This is a genomic window from Bacillus sp. SD127, from assembly GCF_058566445.1.
The window spans coordinates 1,790,678-1,808,487 of sequence record NZ_CP191226.1 but is presented as its reverse complement, the minus strand read 5'-3'; the positions used below and the strand labels follow the sequence as shown (position 1 = coordinate 1,808,487).

23 protein-coding genes and 1 riboswitch are annotated in these 17,810 nt (G+C 43.4%); of the genes, 4 read left to right on the top strand and 19 right to left on the bottom strand.

The window, feature by feature from the left end; all coding sequences use genetic code 11:
* Nucleotide 1 precedes the first annotated feature (1 nt).
* Nucleotides 2-595, bottom strand: coding sequence for an SMC-Scp complex subunit ScpB (gene scpB, locus ACQVGS_RS09450; protein WP_044154877.1), 594 nt, complete (start codon nucleotides 593-595; stop codon nucleotides 2-4).
* Nucleotides 585-1,340: a segregation/condensation protein A gene (locus ACQVGS_RS09445; protein WP_106020336.1), complete on the bottom strand. Its 756-nt coding sequence runs from the start codon at nucleotides 1,338-1,340 to the stop codon at nucleotides 585-587. Before ACQVGS_RS09445 ends, scpB begins: the two co-directional genes overlap by 11 nt.
* A gap of 214 nt (nucleotides 1,341-1,554) precedes the next feature.
* Between ACQVGS_RS09445 and ACQVGS_RS09440 the strand changes: the two genes are divergently transcribed.
* On the top strand, nucleotides 1,555-1,644 hold the full coding sequence (locus ACQVGS_RS09440) for a YjcZ family sporulation protein (protein ID WP_024121909.1): 90 nt from the start codon (nucleotides 1,555-1,557) through the stop codon (nucleotides 1,642-1,644).
* 87 nt (nucleotides 1,645-1,731) lie between these two features.
* Nucleotides 1,732-2,256, top strand: coding sequence for a DUF309 domain-containing protein (locus ACQVGS_RS09435; RefSeq protein WP_106020042.1), 525 nt, complete (start codon nucleotides 1,732-1,734; stop codon nucleotides 2,254-2,256).
* A 13-nt stretch (nucleotides 2,257-2,269) separates the two neighbouring features.
* On the opposite strand, the gene ribT is transcribed toward ACQVGS_RS09435, so the two are convergent.
* The 5 genes from ribT to ribD form a co-directional block, all read right to left on the bottom strand.
* Nucleotides 2,270-2,644 (bottom strand): GNAT family N-acetyltransferase RibT, encoded by a 375-nt coding sequence (gene ribT, locus ACQVGS_RS09430; protein ID WP_003223910.1) that lies wholly within the window; start codon nucleotides 2,642-2,644, stop codon nucleotides 2,270-2,272.
* 111 nt (nucleotides 2,645-2,755) lie between these two features.
* Nucleotides 2,756-3,220, bottom strand: a complete 465-nt coding sequence (ribH, locus tag ACQVGS_RS09425; RefSeq protein ID WP_106020043.1) for a 6,7-dimethyl-8-ribityllumazine synthase — start codon at nucleotides 3,218-3,220, stop codon at nucleotides 2,756-2,758.
* Nucleotides 3,221-3,252: 32 nt separating this feature from the next.
* Nucleotides 3,253-4,449 carry a bifunctional 3,4-dihydroxy-2-butanone-4-phosphate synthase/GTP cyclohydrolase II gene (locus tag ACQVGS_RS09420; RefSeq protein ID WP_024121912.1) on the bottom strand — a complete coding sequence of 399 codons (1,197 nt, stop codon included), beginning with the start codon at nucleotides 4,447-4,449 and terminating at the stop codon, nucleotides 3,253-3,255.
* A gap of 14 nt (nucleotides 4,450-4,463) precedes the next feature.
* Nucleotides 4,464-5,111 carry a riboflavin synthase subunit alpha gene (ribE, locus tag ACQVGS_RS09415; RefSeq protein WP_106020044.1) on the bottom strand — a complete coding sequence of 216 codons (648 nt, stop codon included), beginning with the start codon at nucleotides 5,109-5,111 and terminating at the stop codon, nucleotides 4,464-4,466.
* Between the two features lie 10 nt (nucleotides 5,112-5,121).
* Nucleotides 5,122-6,207, bottom strand: a complete 1,086-nt coding sequence (ribD, locus tag ACQVGS_RS09410; RefSeq protein ID WP_106022134.1) for a bifunctional diaminohydroxyphosphoribosylaminopyrimidine deaminase/5-amino-6-(5-phosphoribosylamino)uracil reductase RibD — start codon at nucleotides 6,205-6,207, stop codon at nucleotides 5,122-5,124.
* A 131-nt stretch (nucleotides 6,208-6,338) separates the two neighbouring features.
* Nucleotides 6,339-6,484, bottom strand: a riboswitch (FMN riboswitch).
* Between the two features lie 198 nt (nucleotides 6,485-6,682).
* Here ribD and ACQVGS_RS09405 point away from each other — a divergent pair.
* A protein-coding gene (locus ACQVGS_RS09405; protein WP_188323054.1) for an IS3 family transposase occupies nucleotides 6,683-7,833 on the top strand; the annotation gives its coding sequence in 2 pieces (ribosomal slippage) (nucleotides 6,683-6,956 and nucleotides 6,956-7,833; 1,152 coding nt in all).
* Nucleotides 7,834-7,895: 62 nt separating this feature from the next.
* Here ACQVGS_RS09405 and ACQVGS_RS09400 read toward each other — a convergent pair.
* The 4 genes from ACQVGS_RS09400 to ACQVGS_RS09385 form a co-directional block, all read right to left on the bottom strand.
* Nucleotides 7,896-8,240 (bottom strand): hypothetical protein, encoded by a 345-nt coding sequence (locus ACQVGS_RS09400; RefSeq protein WP_024121915.1) that lies wholly within the window; start codon nucleotides 8,238-8,240, stop codon nucleotides 7,896-7,898.
* A 236-nt stretch (nucleotides 8,241-8,476) separates the two neighbouring features.
* Nucleotides 8,477-9,031: a signal peptidase I sipS gene (gene sipS, locus ACQVGS_RS09395; protein WP_106020046.1), complete on the bottom strand. Its 555-nt coding sequence runs from the start codon at nucleotides 9,029-9,031 to the stop codon at nucleotides 8,477-8,479.
* 154 nt (nucleotides 9,032-9,185) lie between these two features.
* A complete protein-coding gene (locus ACQVGS_RS09390) occupies nucleotides 9,186-9,392 on the bottom strand; it encodes a zinc ribbon domain-containing protein (protein WP_010334793.1) in 207 nt (68 codons plus the stop codon).
* A gap of 461 nt (nucleotides 9,393-9,853) precedes the next feature.
* Nucleotides 9,854-10,285 (bottom strand): peptidylprolyl isomerase, encoded by a 432-nt coding sequence (locus ACQVGS_RS09385; protein WP_003223931.1) that lies wholly within the window; start codon nucleotides 10,283-10,285, stop codon nucleotides 9,854-9,856.
* 257 nt (nucleotides 10,286-10,542) lie between these two features.
* Here ACQVGS_RS09385 and ACQVGS_RS09380 point away from each other — a divergent pair, with 257 nt between their 5' ends.
* Nucleotides 10,543-11,415 (top strand): DUF1002 domain-containing protein, encoded by an 873-nt coding sequence (locus ACQVGS_RS09380; RefSeq protein WP_106020047.1) that lies wholly within the window; start codon nucleotides 10,543-10,545, stop codon nucleotides 11,413-11,415.
* Between the two features lie 28 nt (nucleotides 11,416-11,443).
* Here ACQVGS_RS09380 and lysA read toward each other — a convergent pair whose 3' ends face one another.
* The 8 genes from lysA to spoVAA form a co-directional block, all read right to left on the bottom strand.
* Nucleotides 11,444-12,763: a diaminopimelate decarboxylase gene (lysA, locus tag ACQVGS_RS09375; protein WP_101860571.1), complete on the bottom strand. Its 1,320-nt coding sequence runs from the start codon at nucleotides 12,761-12,763 to the stop codon at nucleotides 11,444-11,446.
* A 105-nt stretch (nucleotides 12,764-12,868) separates the two neighbouring features.
* A complete protein-coding gene (gene spoVAF / locus ACQVGS_RS09370) occupies nucleotides 12,869-14,356 on the bottom strand; it encodes a spore germination protein SpoVAF (RefSeq protein ID WP_106020048.1) in 1,488 nt (495 codons plus the stop codon).
* Nucleotides 14,301-14,918: a stage V sporulation protein SpoVABEA gene (spoVAEA, locus tag ACQVGS_RS09365; protein ID WP_095713213.1), complete on the bottom strand. Its 618-nt coding sequence runs from the start codon at nucleotides 14,916-14,918 to the stop codon at nucleotides 14,301-14,303. The genes spoVAF and spoVAEA overlap by 56 nt, the downstream gene beginning before the upstream one ends.
* 7 nt (nucleotides 14,919-14,925) lie before the next feature.
* Nucleotides 14,926-15,276 (bottom strand): stage V sporulation protein AE, encoded by a 351-nt coding sequence (spoVAE, locus tag ACQVGS_RS09360; protein WP_003230467.1) that lies wholly within the window; start codon nucleotides 15,274-15,276, stop codon nucleotides 14,926-14,928.
* A complete protein-coding gene (spoVAD, locus tag ACQVGS_RS09355) occupies nucleotides 15,277-16,293 on the bottom strand; it encodes a stage V sporulation protein AD (RefSeq protein ID WP_106020049.1) in 1,017 nt (338 codons plus the stop codon). It lies immediately after the preceding gene.
* Nucleotides 16,294-16,305: 12 nt separating this feature from the next.
* Nucleotides 16,306-16,758: a stage V sporulation protein AC gene (spoVAC, locus tag ACQVGS_RS09350; RefSeq protein WP_024121922.1), complete on the bottom strand. Its 453-nt coding sequence runs from the start codon at nucleotides 16,756-16,758 to the stop codon at nucleotides 16,306-16,308.
* 12 nt (nucleotides 16,759-16,770) lie between these two features.
* Nucleotides 16,771-17,196 (bottom strand): stage V sporulation protein SpoVAB, encoded by a 426-nt coding sequence (gene spoVAB / locus ACQVGS_RS09345; protein ID WP_106020050.1) that lies wholly within the window; start codon nucleotides 17,194-17,196, stop codon nucleotides 16,771-16,773.
* The gene (gene spoVAA / locus ACQVGS_RS09340) at nucleotides 17,186-17,806 is read right to left on the bottom strand and encodes a stage V sporulation protein SpoVAA (protein WP_106020337.1); all 621 of its coding nucleotides are present in this window, start codon (nucleotides 17,804-17,806) and stop codon (nucleotides 17,186-17,188) included. The genes spoVAB and spoVAA overlap by 11 nt, the downstream gene beginning before the upstream one ends.
* Nucleotides 17,807-17,810 lie beyond the last annotated feature (4 nt).

The window sequence follows — 17,810 nt, the reverse complement described above, 5'->3', positions numbered from 1 at the left end:
TCTATTTTATGTCTTCAAAGGTTTGGTTAAAGTTTTCAAAGAATAAATCCGCTTCTTCTTGAAGAACGTCATCTTCCGCATTTTCAGGCAGCGGCGGAAGCTCGTCCAGCGTTTTTAAGCCGAATTGCTCAAGAAAAGTCGGCGTCGTGCCGTATAAAATGGCCCGTCCCGGACCGTCAGCGCGTCCGACTTCACACAGCAGCGCCTTGGCGACAAGGCTGTGTAAAATTCTTTCTGATTTCACGCCTCTGATATCTTCAATTTCCGCTCTCGTAATCGGCTGTTTATATGAAACAATCGCCAGCACCTCCAAAGATGCCTGGGAAAGGCCTTTCGACGGTACTTCGATCAGTTTTTTCAAGTACGGCGCAAAGTCCTTTTTGGTGGAAAGCATGTACGTATCTGCATATTCAATTAGTTCAATGCCTCTTGTATCATGACGGTAATCGTCTGCGACATCCGCCATAATGGTGTTCAGTTCAGGCTCTTCTATTTCAAGCACTGTTAACAGCTGTTTTTTGGTCAGTCCTTCATCGCCTGCCGCATATAGAAGGGCTTCCACTATAGCTTTCCAATTCACGATATCAAGCCCCATGAATGGATTCACTCCCCATAATGTAAATATCTGAAAAATTTTGCTCCTGCTCAATCAAAATCAGCTGATTTTTCATCAGTTCTAAAACCGCCAGGAAGGTGACAACCAAATGTTCTTTTTGCTCATATGAAAAAAGATCCATAAAATTGATTCTTTTCCCTTTTGATTTCAGGGTGTGCACGATTTCATTCATTCTGTCTTCGATTGGTATTTCCTGTCTTGTAATTGTTGTTTCCATCGGCCTTGTTATTTTTTTTCGCTTCAGCACTTTTTGAAAAGCGCCAATCATATCGTAGACTGTGACTGACAGCTTTTGCTCCGACTGTTTCACTTCTTTTGCATATTCGCTCAAGTCACTCGGCGGTTTCGTGAATGATTTTTGTCTTTCTTCTTCCCGTTCCTTTAATTCCTTCGCCGCGTCTTTATATTTTCTATACTCAATCAGCTTTTCAATCAGTTCCTCCCGCGGGTCTTCTTCCTCAAGCAATTCATCCTCAAACAGCTCTTCCTCTTGCTTCGGGAGCAGCATTCTGCTTTTAATACTGAGCAGTGTGGCAGCCATCACCAAATACTCGCTGGCGATATCAAGCTCAAGCACACGCATCGTATGTACATATAATAAATATTGTTCAGTAATCTTCGCCACAGGTATATCATATATGTCAATTTCAAGACGATTGATTAAATGAAGCAGCAGGTCCAATGGGCCTTCAAACGTATCAATTTTTACTTGATATTCTTCCATCATCTCACCATTTTCAAGTATCACTCTCATTGCCGGATAAACTGGCTACCCTTTAGTATAAGCCACCAAAAAGCTCTCGTCCAATACTATTTCATTTCCTGCATTTCAGGAGATTTGTGCTGAATATTCAAATAACAAGATATCCGCCTACACAAAAAAGGGCAGGTGTACATAGGATGCTCGCGTAGACCACAACAAAGGAGGCTGAATGTTCATGGGAGAAAAGTGCTTCAGCGGCGGTTTCGCTTTAATTGTCGTTTTGTTTATTCTGCTGATTATCGTAGGTGCCGCTTGGATTTGCTAGAACTAAAAATGAGCAGGTCCAATGCGCTGTTTTTTCCTTTTATCTGTCCTGTGTTACACTAAAGGCGGATTAAAAGGAGGAAGCATCTTGTACCCGAAAGCTTATATCGATTATCTCGTTGAATTTCACGCAACACGGGATTATTTTGAATGCCATGAAATACTAGAAGAATATTGGAAGGAAGATCCTCCGAACAAACGAAACATACTTTGGGTCGGCTTTATCCAGCTTGCTGTTTCTTTGTATCATCACAGAAGACAGAATACAGCCGGGGCCAAAAGATTGCTGGCAAACAGCATACGGATTCTTCAAGCGAAAAAACAAGCGGTGGAAGATTTGGGGCTTGATCATACCCGTTTACTGGAGCTTATGCAGTCGGTTTACGAACAAATTGAACTGGGATCTTCCTATAAAAGCATCATGCTGCCAATTAAAGATGAGAAGCTGAAGGAAGCATGCCGCATTGAATGCAAGCGAAAAGCTTACACGTGGGGACAGCCCAGCACACTCACTGATAGATTTCTAATTCATAAACATCGTTTGCGGGATCGGACTGATGTCATCCGCGAACGCGAGAAAGAAATTGAACGAAGAAAAAAAAGCAGAGGCTGATAACAGCCTCTGCTTAATTATTGTATGAAATGTCTTGATCCTGCTGACCTTGACAGCGTTCGAAAAAGCTCTGCGTTAATTCATTCGGAACCAGTACCTGCGTTTTGAATAAATGCTTTAAAGCATCCATCATCTGTTTTCCGATTCCTTGATGGCGATGAGAAGGATTCACACTGATATGCCGGATTTCAACCTCGGAATCCTTTTTTTCAACTCCGATTGCTCCGACGATATCCTCGTCCTCTTTCCAAAGAAAGAGCTGGCGGTCTGTATCCGTTTCGTAGTCCTTAATTGTCTGCTGAAGCTGCTTAAGATCTTTTTCATTTGGCATAAATGAAAGAAGTCCCATCGCAATCTTTTCAAACGATTTTTTATAACGAATTAACATAAAAACCCCTCTATATCCTAAATGTCCAGTTCTATCAAACGGATAAGTATAGGTGATCCGTTTTCTCACATTATATCATTTTCGCCATATTTTTAAACTGTTTTCAGCAAATTATTCAAATGAACGGTTTAAATTTGCCATTTCTATGGCAGAAATAGCACAATCTACGCCCTTATTGCCCGCTTTTGTTCCAGCCCGTTCAATGGCCTGCTCAATGTTTTCCGTAGTGACAATTCCAAAGATCACAGGTACGCCTGTTGTGTTCGCTGCTTGCGCGATGCCTTTTGCAGCTTCGTTGCAGACGTAATCGTAATGAGTCGTCGCGCCTCTGATGACAGTGCCGAGTGTAATAACGGCGTCATATTTTTTTGTTTCCGCCATTTTTTTAGCAGCGAAAGGAATTTCAAATGCGCCCGGAACCCAAGCCACATCAATATCGTTTGTATCCACGCCGTGTCTGAGCAAAGCATCTTCTGCCCCGCTCAGCAGCTTGCTTGTAATAAAATCATTAAATCTTCCTACTACGATTCCGATTTTAAGACCTGTACCAACTAAATTTCCTTGTATGATATTCATATGATTCCCATCCTTTTTTGTGATTTTTGTTATTAGAAATGAAGTAAATGACCTAGTTTATTCATCTTTGTTTGCAAATATTTTTTGTTGTGCTCTTTGGCCTCCATTTGAAGCGGCACTCTTTCTGTAATGCTGAGACCATACCCTTCAAGTCCGGCAATTTTTCGCGGATTATTCGTCAAGAGCTTCATATTCCGCACGCCGAGATCGCGTAAAATTTGAGCACCAATGCCGTAATTGCGCAAATCAGGCAAAAAGCCGAGCGCTTCATTAGCTTCTACGGTGTCATACCCTTCTTCCTGAAGCTTATAAGCTTTTAACTTATTGATCAGACCGATGCCCCGGCCTTCTTGGCGGAGATACAAAAGCACTCCCCGGCCTTCTGCGGCAATTTGCGTCAGCGCGGCGTGAAGCTGCGGGCCGCAGTCACAGCGATGAGACCCAAACACATCACCTGTGAGACACTCTGAATGAACCCGAACCAATACTGGTTCTTCATTAAACGGCACATCTCCCATCACAAATGCGACATGCTCTTTTCCATCGATCTCATTTGTGTATCCGTACACCTTAAATGTGCCAAAATCAGTAGGCAAGGTAATATCGACTTCCCGCTCTACAAGTGTTGTCAAGTTGTAGCGGTACTCAATTAAATCCTTAATGGTGATCAGTTTTAATTGATGCTTTTTCGCAATTTCAATGAGCTCAGGTACCCTTGCCATCGTTCCGTCTTCATTCATTATTTCACAAATGACGCCAGCTCCCTGAGAACCGCAGGCTTCAGCAAGATCAACTGCCGCTTCTGTATGGCCCGCTCTTTTCAGGACACCTCCCTTTTTCGCAATCAGCGGAAAAATGTGCCCTGGACGCTGAAAATCTGCCGGCACTGAACCGCTGTCCAGCAAAGCTTTGACAGTAAATGATCTTTCCTGTGCGCTGATTCCCGTTTTTGTCTTACGGTGGTCAATGCTTACTGTAAAAGCAGTGTGGTGGGAATCTGTATTGTGCTCAACCATAGGATGAAGATCGAGCCTGTCAGCGATTTCCTCACTGAGAGGCGTGCAAATCAGCCCTCTTCCGTGTGTCGCCATAAAGTTAATCACTTCAGGAGTCGCATGCTCCGCAAGAGCCACAAAGTCTCCTTCGTTTTCTCTGTCTTCATCATCCACAACAATGATGACTTCGCCTTTTTTTAAAGCGTCTAATGCCTCTTCTATCGGATGAAACATGCAAATCTTCCTCTCTAAAAGCCGTTTTCGCTTAAGAAGGCTTTTGTTATGGTTTGTTGGTTCTTATTTTCATTGGCTTTATGCAAAAATCGATACATATATTTTCCGATCATATCGCATTCGATATTCACTTTAGAGCCGATTGTTTTTTCTGAAAAAATCGTTTCGCTGATGGTGTGAGGGATTAAAGAAATCGTCACGGTATCATCTGTCAGCCCGAAGATGGTTAAACTGACGCCGTCCACGGTAATAGATCCCTTTAAAACCAACGTTTTTGTTAATGACGAATCCATTTTCAAATCATAGTAAACTGCGTTGCTTTTTTCTTCAATACGCGTGATTTCTGCGGTTCCGTCGACATGGCCTGAAACGAAATGGCCTCCAAAACGCCCGTTTGCCGCCATGGCTCTTTCCAGATTCACTTTGCTGCCTTTTGATAAATCGTTCAGCGACGTTGCTTTGACTGTTTCAGGCATGACATCAACTGTGAAGTGACTTTTCGTGAAATCAGTAACAGTCAGACAAATGCCATTTACTGCAATGCTGTCGCCCAAATGAACATCCTCTAATATTTTTGAGCATTTAATTGTTAAGGCCATAGAGAGGCCAGCTTTTTTCATGGATTCGATTGTGCCTGTTTCTTCTATAATTCCTGTAAACATGGTCACCATCCTACTCGTTTTTCGGTTTTGCCGTCAGTCTGATATCACGGCCAATTTGGGTTATATCTGTGAATTGTAATAAGGGGACATCTTTCATTGATTGAAAACCTTCACCGGAGATTAAGCTGGGAGCAAGCGTTCCTCCGATTAATTTAGGGGCAAAATAGTAGATGATCTCTTGAAAACAGCCTGCTTTGACGAAGCTTCCGTGAACAGCTGATCCGCCTTCCACATACACCGACATGATGCCTTCTTCCGCAAGGATTTTCAGTACATCGGAAATTGGTATACGATCTGTTTCCAGAGTAAATAATTTCACGCCAAAAGCGGAAAACCGTTTTTTCTTCTCCTCATCAGCACGTGTTGTTGTAAAAATCCAAGTCGGCGCTGCCTGATCGCAAATCACATTGGCGTCATCGGGAATCGAAAGTTCGGTATCAAGTATCACCCTGACCGGCTGTTTTGAAACATTCGGGAGCCTGCAGGTTAAGCTTGGATTGTCAGCCTTCACAGTGCCTGCTCCGACCAAAATGCTTTGATGTGATTTCCTGTATTGCTGAGCATCCTGTCTTGCAGCTTCTGATGTGATCCATTTGCTGTCACCTGTACTGGTCGCTGTTTTTCCGTCTAGGCTTGCGGCAGCTTTTAATGTGACGTAAGGGAGGCCTGTCCTCATGAAATGCAGAAATTTTTCATTCAGCTGTTCCGCCTGATCTGCCAGAATGCCTTCCTTTACTTCGATGCCGGCTTCTTCTATCATGCTGATTCCCCGTCCGGCCACAAGCGGGTTAGGATCTCTCATTGCGACAAATACTCTCTTTATCCCGGACTTGATAATCAGTTCGGCACAAGGCGGTGTTTTTCCGTAATGGCTGCATGGTTCAAGGGTGACATAAATATCAGCGTCTTTCACATGTGCGCCTGCCATATGAATAGCATGGACTTCCGCGTGAGCTTCACCGTATTTTAAATGGGCGCCCATCCCGACAATCTGTCCGTCCTTCACCACAACAGCGCCTACGAGCGGATTCGATTCGGTCTGTCCTTCACCCTGCTTCGCAAGATCCAACGCCAGTTTCATATAATACTCTTCCATCTGTTTTCCCCTCCCTTCTTTATTCATTTACCGTCAAAAAAGCCCCGAATTTAAGAAAAATTCGGGGCTTTAGGTATTTTACGCAATAGGAAATAACACTATGCATGTTGATACATTTTGCATAGCGGTTCTTCATCCTTCTCCCATCCAGACTTTCACTGTCGGCTTCAGCTTAAACTGAATCCACCGCGTACATATGCACACGGGTCACGGGCTCTAAAGCGCATGTCGCTTTACTACCGCCGGTCGGGATTTCCACCCTGCCCCGAAGGATACAATCTTTATTCATTTGTCCTTAATGGCTATTATAGCGATCCTTTCTTAAGTACGCAATGAAATAAACTTACAATTTGAGAAATCAAAAAAAACACCCATCGTTCGGGACTGACCCCATAAGATGAGACAAATAAAAAACACCTTCAAGTTTGAAAACGGATAGTTGTTATCCGAAATAAGACTTGGAGGTGTTTTTTGTATGGGAACAAGAATGAGTTATCCGATTGAAGTCAAACAGAAGGCTGTAGAAATGAGATTGGCAGGCGTGCCTATGAAAGCGATCATGCAGGAATTGAATATCAAGAATAAGACGCAGGTTCAGACATGGGTTAGATGGCATAAAGCTGGGGATACACATCGATTTGAACAGCCTGTTGGTAAGCAATACACTTACGGAAAAGGTCCGGAGTATTCTTCCGAATTAGAGAAACTGCAGGCAGAGAACCGTTATCTGAGACAACGAAATGAAGTTTTAAAAAAGTACAACGAATTGGAAAGGAAGTTGATAGCCAAACGTCAGTCGAACTTGTAGAAGTATTGCACGGCACAATGACCGTACAGAATATCTGTGTTCATTTAGGTATCTCACGAGCGTCTTATTATCGTTGGAAGAAGAACCTGATGAAAGATCATCCCAAGCGCCATTTGGAAAAACAAATCGGCACGTTGTGCCGAGAGCACAAGTATCGATATGGATATCGAAAAATTACAGCTATATTAAAAAAGGAAATGCGTATTAACCATAAAACGGTTCAGCGTATCATGCAGAAAAATCAGTGGCAGTGCCGGGTTAAGGTGAAAAAGCGCAAGAAGAATGGGCAGCCATATGCCGTGGTTGATAATATATTAGATCGGAACTTTCAGTCCGATCATCCTCTTGAAAAACTAGTAACGGATATCACGTATTTGCCTTATGGACAGAAACAATTGTATCTTTCCAGTATATTGGATGTATACAATGGAGAAGTAATTGCTTTCACGATTGGAGATAAGCAGGACACAGACTTTGTCTTAAACACACTTGATCAGCTGCCAACACTGCCTCAGAACTGCGTGTTACATAGTGACCAAGGATCTGTGTATACATCTTATGAGTATCAGAAAGCTGTTAAAACAAAAGGCATTACCATGAGCATGTCCCGCAAAGGGACGCCCGCTGATAATGCCTCCATCGAATCGTTTCATTCCTCACTAAAGTCTGAAACGTTCTATCTTAACAGCATTGATCGAACCACGACCGCCATCGTAGAACGCACTGTCAAAGAATACATTTATTATTATAACAACATTCGTATTCAAACGAAACTAAACAGCCAATCACCGATAAGCTATCGGCAATTGGCTGTATAAAAGGTGTTTTGATCCCTGTCTCAAAAACGGGGGTCAGTCCCTTCCGAAAGGTGTTTTTTCACTTAATCATTTACTTTTGCAACCTTGATTAAACCGTCGATCCGCTTTGATTTGCTGAAGTACGCCTTAATCTTATCGCCTTCTTTTATATCAGACAAATCTTGATTTAACTTTTTTCCGTTGAAGATGATCTTCGTGCCGTTTTCTGCTTCTCCATGATATTCGGTGCCGTCAATTTTTGTCACTTGATATTCCTCGATTGTATACTCTTCTTCTTCGGAGGACAAGGTTTGTCCAATCGCTGTCGGAACGTCTTTCAGTTCAACATCATTTATGTACATATACCCCCCTGCAAGTAAAACCAGTAGCACTAACAGAATGGTAATCTTGGTTTTTATTCTTCCCATTTTAAAAAACCTCCAGCCAATATGAATCTATTCATTCATATGAGTTATTCCTTTTTTTCATGAATAAAAAACCGTAAATTCTCGTAAATTATTAATATAACGATGCATAACGGGAATATGTTTCGCATTTCTGCAAAAATTTCTTTTCTATAGATATACGAATTTATGTTCTGGTTTTAGGGGATGCATGAGAAAAAGAATAAAAAAGCAGCTCCTTTTCAGGAAACTGCTTATACCTAGTTGGTTTTACGAATGTCGTTAAATGGGAAGAAAACAAACTTTGACGTACCCGCAATTTGTTTTTTCGTAAAGAGTCCAAGCCCGTTTCGGCTGTCCATTGAGTATCGGCGGTTATCACCCATCACAAAATATTTGTTATCAGGCACTTTGATCGGGCCGAAATCATCAGTTAGATGGTCATATCCATCTTCTTTTGCTTGCTTTTTATTTGCCTTCAAATAAGGCTCAGCCACTTTTTTTCCATTGATATAAAGCTGGTCGTTTTTCATTTCGACTGTGTCTCCCGGCAAGCCGATCAGCCGCTTGACATAGTGGACATCATCCCCGTTTAGCACGATGATATTCCCTCTCTTAAACTCGCCTATGTACTTAACTGTCATATTGACAAATACCCTTTCATGGTCATGAAGGGTAGGCTCCATGGACTCACCGTCAACGACATACGGCGCAAAAATAAAATTGCGGATGAGTAATGCCAGAACAACTGCGATAATAATCACTTTGGCCCATTCAAATATTGATTTTTTCTTAGAAACGTTTTCCGATTTCAACTGAGTTCCTCCAATAAACAACGGTCTTCAATTTATGTTATCACGAATCAATAAGAAATCCCATTAGAACCATTGAAGCGAATTTTCACATCTATTTATTCTTTTGCCAGAATCAATTTGTTCCATTTCCTAATGAAATCGGGAGAAGAATTAATCAGCCTCCAAAGAACAAATCCAATATATTGCCGGCAGTTGAAGTTTCTTTATTATAAAACTCCGAATATCCGCATTTCTTACAGTAGACGACGAGAAAACGGTTATGCTGCACATCAAACAACTTTGACAATCCGGTTCCGGTTGTGGCAATTTCTTTTTGGCCAGCTTCAGTGCTTCCGCATTTTATACAGCCCTTGTTGTTCATCAAACGCAGCTCCTTTTCAAAAAAATGACATTGATATTATTTCATTTTACTACAAATGCCGTTTGGGATGAAACATGTCAACTTTAAAATTTGTTTAAATTTTCCCCGATGGGTGTATTTTGACTTTAAGCTATTTCATACGGTCTCTAATATGTATGAAGATGAGAAGAGATAGGGATGATTTTCCCATTACGATGAATCATATTGAAGGGAACAGTGTACGCAATGCATGTTCTATAAGCCCGCTGAACGTATCAAAATCAGTGTTTTGGTTCCGTCGGATTGAATACAATTGTGATTGAACACTTATGATTTGAAACATAGCTATAGGATTTAACTCAAATCTCTCTATGCCTCCTCGTTCTACCTTAAAAACGTCTGTTTGTTAACTGCCACAGCCAGATCAGGCTGTGAGCGAAAAGAAAAAGCTCCCTCATATCGGGGAGCTTTCTGCCTGCCTATTAGCCTTCTACGCGAACTTCTTTCATCACGTCACCGTTAGACATGTTTTTCGCGAATTCTAAACCGCTTGTTACTTTGCCGAATACAGTGTGAACACCGTTTAAATGAGGCTGCGGCTCATGGACGATGAAAAATTGGCTGCCGCCAGTATCTTTTCCTGCGTGTGCCATAGAGAGTGCGCCCGCTTCATGTGTGTGCGGGTTTCCTTCTGTTTCACATTTGATTGTGTATCCGGGACCGCCTGTGCCAGTACCGTGCGGGCATCCGCCTTGGCTGACGAAGCCTGGAATTACTCGGTGGAATGTAAGTCCGTCGTAAAATCCTTCGTTTGCAAGCTTTTCAAAGTTTGCAACTGTACCCGGTGCTGCTTCCGGATAAAGTTCAAATTCAATTTTGTTGCCGTCTTCTAATAAAAAGTAACCTGTTTTCAATTGTATGCCCACTTTCTTTATTTTAATTTTCAAAGGAGAAATTTATGTATCATCATTATGGCTTGTCTCTCCTTGTCGCGGCTATTATACCACACCTTTTTGGGGAAAACGACTCTCCCGGCTTTTCTCCAAAATAAAAATGAAACCTGAACCTCTCTATCTCCGTCTAACCTATCGGAACTGTATTTTTCATCATGATTCAGGTCCTCGCAAAGCAGCTTTAACTGCTGCTTGTGAAATGAAGGAGGTCAACTGCTTTGAAAAAAATATGGATTGGAATGCTGGCAGCGGCCGTTTTGCTGCTGACGATTCCGAAAGTCAGTCTCGCGGATGCCGCAGTCGGAGATGTCATCGTGACACTTGGTGCAAATTTGTCAGAATCAGATAAGCAAAAAGTGCTTGATGAAATGAATGTCCCTGATAATGCCACAACCGTGACCGTTACCAATAAGGAAGAACACGAATATTTAGGAAAATATATACCAAGCGCGCAAATTGGCTCAAGAGCGATTTCATCATCGTCTATTACCATTGCCAAAAAAGGCTCCGGATTAAATGTTGAGACACATAATATTAGCGGCATTACGGATGAAATGTACCTCAATGCCTTGATGACAGCCGGCGTTAAGGACGCGAAGGTTTATGTTACCGCTCCGTTTGAAGTGTCCGGTACTGCGGCTTTGACAGGCTTGATTAAAGCATATGAAGTTTCTTCTGACGAAGCGATTTCTGAAGACGTTAAGCAAGTCGCCAACCAAGAGCTTGTGACGACCTCAGAGCTTGGTGACAAAATCGGTGACGAAAATGCGGCTGCGCTGATTGCAAAAATAAAAGAAGAGTTTGCTAAAAACGGTGTGCCTGACAATAAAGCCGATATTGAGAAAAAAGTGGATGATGCGGCTTCCGATTTAAACGTCACACTGACAGACAGCCAAAAGGATCAGCTTGTATCCTTGTTCAATAAGATGAAAAATGTTGATATCGACTGGGGACAGGTCGGTGACCAGCTTGATAAAGCGAAAGATAAGATTAGTAAATTTTTAGACTCAGATGAAGGCAAGAACTTTATCCAGAAAATCATTGATTTCTTCGTTTCCATCTGGAACGCGATTGTTTCTATATTCAAATAAAAAAAGCGCCGAATTCCCGGCGCTTTTTTCATTGCTTCACACTCGTTTTAAATGGCAGATCCAGTTTTACAATATCCTCGTACGTTTCTCTTTTTACGACTAAATGAGCCTCTCCGTTTTCTACAAATACAACAGCAGGTCTTGGAATTCTATTATAATTATTGGCCATGCTGTAGCCATAAGCGCCTGTACAGAAAACAGCAAGCAGATCTCCTTCTTTTACTTCCGGCAGGTCAATATCCCAAATGAGCATATCTCCGCTTTCACAGCACTTGCCGGCAATCGATACCGTTTTATCGTGCGCTTCACCGATACGGTTAGCTGTAACGGCTTCATATTTTGCCTGATAGAGAGCCGGACGGATATTGTCGTTCATTCCTCCGTCAACAGCTACATACTGCCGGACACCCGGCACTTCTTTTTGGGAGCCGACTGTATAAAGTGTTGTGCCTGCGTCTCCTACAAGCGAGCGGCCCGGTTCGATCCAAATTTCCGGTATGTCAAACCCATAGCGGGCTGCATTTGTTTTTACTGCTTCGATAATTTTTTCTACATATTCAGTGGCATGAAGCGGTTCATCTTCTTCCGTATAACGAATGCCAAAACCGCCTCCAAGGTTCAGCACCTTTGAAACAAATGAGTAAGCTTCTCTCCATTCGTCAAGTTTTTTGAAGATTTTTTCTGCCGCTAGCACAAAACCGGCTGTATCAAAAATTTGCGAACCGATATGGCAATGAACACCTAGCAGCTGAATGTGTTCTGATTGTAAAACCTGTTCAATCGCCTGTTCAGTTTGTCCGTTATGAAGGTCAAAACCAAACTTTGAATCTTCCTGTCCCGTTGTAATGTAGTCATGTGTATGCGCCTCTACTCCGGGGGTAATCCGCAGGAGAACATCAATTGAGTGCCCAGTTTCTTTGCACAGGTCTTCAAGTATCGAGATTTCATAGAAATTATCAACCACAATGCAGCCGATACGGTGTTCAAGCGCCATTCGCAGCTCTTCCCTGCTTTTGTTATTTCCGTGAAAGTGAATGCGCTCCGCCGGAAATCCTGCTGCAACAGCTGTGTAAAGTTCTCCTCCAGACACGACATCTAAGGAAAGCCCTTCTTCCTCGGCAAGCTGAATCATCGCAACAGAAGAGAATGCCTTGCTCGCATACGCGACCTGCGCTGCCAATCCTGCAGTTATAAATGCCTGCTTAAAGCTTTTAGCACGCTCACGTATTAAAGCCACATCATATACGTAAAGAGGCGTGCCATATGTTTCAGCTAAATAGAGAGCGTCCACACCTCCGATTTCCAAATGCCCATGTTGATTTTGTCTGCTAGTGCCGTGTAAGAACAATGTCATTCCCTCTTTCTCCGCTTATGGGTGAAAGGACAGTTTTATGGACTGTCCTTTCATAATTAAGACATACATTATCATACTCTTCAGTCAGTTTCAATGCGATTATGAATTGGTAGGCTGTCTTAAGCGATTTCTTGGGTGAACAATGCTTGGTCTTACATTCGCACCAGGTTTCGCCGTGCGAATCAGCACCTGCCACAGCGCCTTTCCGTTAAACGGAATGAGTGGCCATAGGTATGGGGTTTGAAGGGATTTTATGCTGGCCATGGCAATAATCAGAACAGTAAATCCTATAACGAGCCCTTTTACATGAAAGAGTGCTACTAATATCATAAGTGTAAGACGGGCCATTTTATTTGCCAGGCTTAATTCATAGCTTGGCGTCGTAAAGGTTCCAATAGCGGCAAGCGAGACATACAGTATGACTTCAGGAGAGAACAGCCCCACATCAATGGCAATTTGCCCGATTAGAACCGCGGCAATTAATCCCATTGCAGTAGATAAAGCGGTCGGTGTGTGAATAGCCGCCATTCTGAGAAACTCAATTCCTAAATCAGCTAAGAAAATCTGCAGAATGATCGGGATGTGCATATCTTTATTCAACCCGATAAATTTTAGATTCTCTGGCAGCAGTTCCGGTTGAAGAACAAAGAGAAACCAGATGGGGAGAAATAAAGTAGAAGCAAGAATGCCGAAAAATCGTACCCATCTTAAAAAAGTTCCCACAGAAGGAGCCTGTCTGTATTCTTCAGCATGCTGAACATGATGGAATAAGGTTGTCGGCGTTATGATCACACTCGGCGATGTATCAACCATAATCACGACATGGCCTTCAAGTACGTGATTGGCCGCCACATCGGGCCTTTCTGTATAACGGACGAGCGGAAACGGGTTGTAGCTTTGTTTGATAATAAACTCTTCGACTGTTTTGTCTGCCATTGTTAATCCGTCGACATCAATGGCGGCAATTTCTTTTTCCACGATGTCAACCAGATCCGGATCAGCAATGTCTTCTATATAACAAATGCTCAGATCCGTTTTTGAACGCTCGCCGACCTTTGTCATCTTGACGCGAAGGCGTTCGTCCCTGATCCGTCTTCTGAGAAGCGCGGTATTGACGACGATATTTTCAACAAATCCGTCTCTGGCCCCTCTGACCACCTTTTCCGTATCCGGTTCTTCCGGATTTCTTCCCGGATAGCTTCTGACATCAATGATAAAAGCAAATCCTGCACCTTCGACAATAACTGCGACTAACCCGGACAGCACCTGGTCGGTGGTTTCATCCAGCGTTTTTACTTTTTCGACCTGGGCGTTGAGCAGCCTGTTTTCAACGATATCGACCAGCTCTTCAGGGTCCTCTTTTCCTGTCCGGTTGTTAATGGCAACTAGCTCTCTCATTAAGTGAATGATAAAGGCAGTGTCACATAATCCATTCAAATAGTACAGCTGAACTTCTCTGTCTAAAATGGTAAGCTTGCGAACACCTACATCATAGCTGATTCCCATTCCGACTCGATTTTTAAAATAAGCTTCATTTTTGTCTGGATTCCGATAAACCCGGATTTTCTCTTCCTGTTTGTCCGGCATGATACCCGCTCCTTTCTAAAATAAACTCGACCGCTTTCATGGTGATTGGCGACCCTTTCGATATATCGTCTTTCCTGCCCATTTTGCCGATATCCCCGATACCAACGATAAGCGGCAGATCAAGTTTATCAAGGCAATAGACCGTATCCCCGTTCATTCTGTGTTCATCGAATTCCCTCTCTCCGATTTTATCCACGCCGTATTCTGTTATCTCTCCATTGCGGTCAATGCTTACGTCAACCCTGGTCCATTCAGCCTGATGGGTTTTCGACGCTACCGCAATCACACCGAGCACTTCAATTGCCGGATGAGTGGCCACATAGGTCAGAGCGGTTTCTCCCGGTCCCTCTCCTTGAAGGCCGGAGTCGTCAAACATGACAAATACAGGGTCATATGGTGCTGATGTAATCAGCCTGACAAGCTCGGCGCCGCTGCGGGTGGAGGGATTGCCTTTTGATTGAGAAATACATCTCCCTCCAACTCTTCTTGCGGCGTATTCAATTGTTTTAGCGGCATACACGTCTCCGTCTGTTACCAGTATGACCTTGCGTTTTGTCGTCATCTCGGCATTATCCTTTCGGTTTGAAAATAACAGCGACGATAAAGGCGAATAGAATGGCGGCTGAGATACCGGCAGATGTCAGCTCGAATATCCCCATACCGATTCCGATAAATCCGTGTATATGCGCCTGATGCATGGCACCGTGCAGAAGGCTGTGGCCAAAGCTGACAATCGGAACCGTGGCGCCTCCTCCAGCAAACTCAATAAATTTATCGTAAATGCCAAAACCATCTAAAATCGCCCCGATGACGACAAAGGATGTCATGACGTGGGCAGGCGTCAATTTAAATATGTCCAGCAGCAGCTGCCCGACAATACAAATGGCGCCTCCGCAAACAAAAGCCAAAAGATAGTCCACTTAAGATGCACCTCCTGCACGTTCAAATACAACCCCGTGTGCGATGGTCGGAATGGTTTGTTTTTGCTGGATCATAGTCGGGCTTAACAGCGCCCCGGTTGCTACTACAAACACACGGTTTAATTTTCCTTCTTTCAGCTGCTTGAAAATATGTGAGTAGGTTACAACCGCGGAACAAGCGCAGCCGCTTCCTCCGGCAAACACCTGCTGATCCGGAGTGTAAATCAGAAGCCCGCAATCATCATGTTTTGTGCCGACCGGATATCCCTCTTCTTTCAAGATATCTTTGACAATAGGAGATCCGACGCCGGAAAGGTCTCCCGTCAGGATCAGATCGTAGTCGTCTGCTGTGCGGTTCATGTCTTGAAAGTGCTGTTTAATGGTATCAGCAGCAGCAGGAGCCATGGCTGATCCCATATCAAACGGGTCGGTAATTCCTAAGTCAGCCACCTTCCCTACAGTTGCACTTGTAATTTGAATATCACTCGGTGTCTGACTGATAACAACCGCACCGCTCCCAGTTACAGTAGATGTCGCAGTATCCGGTTTTTGCCCGCCGTATTCCGTCGGATAGCGGAACTGTCTTTCGGCCGTGGCATTGTGACTGCTTGTAGCAGCAATCGCCCGATTTGCAAATCCGCCGTCGACTAAGGCAGATGCAACAGCAACTGTTTCCATTGATGTTGAGCATGCGCCAAACATGCAAAGAAACGGGATTTTCAGATGCCTTGCCACATAGTTGGCTGTGACATTTTGATTCAACAGATCGCCTGCAAGCAAAAGATCAATATCATCTTTTTTCAAATTGTTTTTTTGCAGCACGGTATTGATGGCGTCCTCCATTAGCTGCCTTTCAGCCATTTCCCAGCTTTTTTGATTACAGTGCATGTCGTCATAGGTTTTATCATATAAAGACCCGAGCGGACCGTCTTTTTCCTTAGGCCCTACTGCTGTTCCCGCTGCATTGACAAATAAGGGATGCTCAAACACCCAGGTTTGCTTTCCTGTTAATTTCATTTCTTTCTCCTCCTATGACATCAGTTTCTCAAAAGCAAACCGAATCATTCCGACGATGTAAGCAGCCACAACACCGAATACGATGACGTTTCCCGCCAGTTTAAACATGTTTGTCGCTACTCCCAATACTAAACCTTCGCTTTTATACTCAAGAGCCGCGCTTGCCATACTGTTGGCAAAGCCGGTGACAGGTACAGCTGATCCTGCGCCTGCAAACTGACCGATTCTGTCATAAATGCCGAATCCGGTGAGCAACGCTGACAATAGGATCAGCGTTGCCGCCGTAGGGTTTCCTGCTGTTTTTTCGTTAAAATCAAAAAAATGGATATAAAAATTCTGCAGACCTTGTCCGATCATGCAGATCAAACCGCCTACAAGAAAGGCTTTTACACAGTTCCATACGTAAGGCGGCTTTGGCTGATATGTTTTTACTTTTGATTTGTAGTTTTCTTTTATGTTTGTCATATTAAAACCTCCTTATGAATGATGAATAAAATACAGCCAATGAAATAAAGATCCCGCGATTTTTCCAATGACAATGGCCATTAATAAAATAATGATTTTACTTCTGAGGCCGATTCGTTTAGCCAAGATCGGCAGGACATTTAACACTTCTGTCAGCGCGGCTGCAAGCATCCCGACAAATACTCCGGCCAACAGCCCGACCGGTACGGCAAGCCATTTTGATAAAAAGAGATGGTGCATATGCAGTGTTTCCCATCCCCCGCAAACCGCACCGAGAATAACAGCCGCTTCATAAGCTTGAACAAATCTCATCGTTTTGGTGAGCTGCATCAGACGCGGAATGATTCCCATCACGGTTAAAAAAGCCACGAAACCAGCCCCGACCGTGATGCCCCCGCCGAGCCCGACAAAAATGATGAACAATACACTAACGATCATGCAGGTCCTTTATTGTTTCTTCATTTTCATGCATGGCCACATATTGATCGAGATCAAGCTGATAGTTAAACATTTCAACCTCCAGCGGGCTAGGCTCTTCATTAAGGCGCTTTTTAAAAATGTGGTTAAAAAACACAATCATCCCCAGTCCCAAACCGATGCTGTAAGGGATTTGAAGTAAATATGGATAGTCATTCCGCTCTCCGGTTATGATTTCATATAGTGCAATATGAACATCCCCCATGCTGACATCCTCATGGAAATTCATGATGGCAAGGCACGATCCGATAAACAGCAACAGCCAGACACCAATAAAGAGAACAGTTGATATGTGCCGTTTCTGATATTGAATTTCAACAATGGTTTCAGCTCCGCCCACAGTTTGAACATCAAGTGTGGGATCCTGCTGATGAATGGCTTTGAGCACTTTTATGATATCCAGAATTACGATATTTTTATCTTTTTCGCTCACCTGATAAAGCGGCATAGCCGAGAGTTTCTTTTTCAGCAGGTGCTGCCCTTCTATTTGCGCGGCATCCCCGACCGTTATGATATCCCCCGGATGTGCCAAAACGCGGTGGCGAAGCCTGATAAATAGTCGTCGTTCCATCATT